The sequence below is a fragment of the Streptomyces phytophilus genome (assembly GCF_013870535.1).
Lineage (GTDB): Bacteria > Actinomycetota > Actinomycetes > Streptomycetales > Streptomycetaceae > Streptomyces > Streptomyces phytophilus.
Genome location: NZ_JACBXC010001430.1, coordinates 1 through 1452 on the forward strand (window position 1 = coordinate 1; position 1452 = coordinate 1452).

The window sequence follows — 1452 nt, forward strand, 5'->3', positions numbered from 1 at the left end:
CACGCCGCCTGGGCCGGGTCGAGCTGCGGCGGCGGGACGCGGAACTCGGGCGGCTGGCGCCACTGTCCGAGCGCGGCGCCGAGGCGGCCCCCGGCCCGGTGGCGGGCGTGCTGTGTCATCGGAGCCCTTCCTTGGGTGGCGTACGACTTCATGAGCTGAACATTCCGACGAGCACGAACCCGCCGATGATGATCCCGGTCGCCCAGGCGGCCCCCGCCGTCAGACCGGCGACGACCCCGCCGGCGATCGACAGCAGCAGGACGACGCAGCCCACGCACTCGCTGGGCTTGAGCTGCTGGGCCGCTCCCGCTGGGGCGCCACCGGTCCGTACGGCCTTGAGGTTCTCGTCGATCTGCGCCTGGTCGCGCGCCGGGGCGATCCTGCTCGCGGCCTCCATCGCCTGGATCAGCTGTTGCCGCAGCGGCTTGTGCAGACCCGCCTCGCAGATCCCGAGCGCGACGTTGTTCAGCGCCACGGTGACCGTGTGCGCCATCTCCTCGGACCGCGACTCCGAGACGAACCGCTCCAGCGACTCGAACTCCGCGTACGCGGGCAGCACCTGCTCCTCCAGCGTCGCGAGGGCGTCGGCGTGCCGCCCCGACTCGTGCCGCTCCCCGGCGGTCCGCAGCGCGTCCTTGAGCCGGTCGACCGAGTCCTCGACGGTGTCCTCGAAGACGTCGGGGAGCGGCGCGGCGAACACCGGGTGGTCCGTCCACCCGGCGCAGACCTGCGCCAGCCGGGGCCGTACGGACCGGTCGGCGGCGAGTTCGGCGAACGGGGAGAGCAGCAGCCCGGGGAGGCCGGCCAGGAAGTCGTCCGGTGCGTGGTCGTCGAGCCGGGGGTCGGCCAGGGCCGTCATCCGGTGGGCGATGTGGCTGCGCAGGCCGGGGGAGTCCAGCAGCTCCGCCCAGCCGTCGGCGGCGTCGCTCCAGTACCCGGCGCGCCGGGCCGCCGGCATGTCGCCGTGGCCGGTCTCCGCCTCGATGGCGGTGAGGTGCGCGCGTACGGCCTCGTCGTGCCGCTGGTGCGTCGCGGGGCCGCAGGCGCAGCCGAGGTCGGCGTCCCGCCAGTACCAGGTCAGCTCGTCGACGAGCCGGCGCCTGGGGTCCTGGAACTCCTCGAACGCGAGCCGGACCTCGTCCTTGCGGTACCCGTCCCACACCGGCGAGTGCGCGTCGCCCGCCCAGGTCTTCTCGACCGCGAGCCGGGCGTCGAGGCGCTGCCTGTGCCGCCGCACCGCGGGACCCCGCGCGTCCACGGGCAGCCCGGTGACGGCGAAGATGTTCCTGCGGTAGAGCCGCAGCCCCGCCAGGTCGGCGAAGCGGGCCGGGGACTCCTTCATTGGATGACTCCTCGTCGCCAGGTCGTGAGCCGGGTCAGATGCCGCTCCCGCAGTCCGGGGTGGCGGTCGAGGGCTTCTTCGAGCCGGTCGGCCGCGTCGGCCAGGCGGCC

Annotated in this window: 1 protein-coding gene; it reads right to left on the bottom strand. The window is 74.4% G+C overall.

Annotated features, from left to right (window positions below; all coding sequences use genetic code 11):
• Positions 1-148 precede the first annotated feature (148 nt).
• Positions 149-1342 carry a hypothetical protein gene (locus H5J30_RS33040; RefSeq protein ID WP_181791387.1) on the bottom strand — a complete coding sequence of 398 codons (1194 nt, stop codon included), beginning with the start codon at positions 1340-1342 and terminating at the stop codon, positions 149-151.
• Positions 1343-1452: the final 110 nt, after the last annotated feature.

Excerpts from the sequence above, each read along its gene's own strand:
- H5J30_RS33040 (WP_181791387.1), bottom strand. The coding sequence starts at position 1,342 with ATGAAGGAGTCCCCGGCCCGCTTCGCCGACCTGGCGGGGCTGCGGCTC.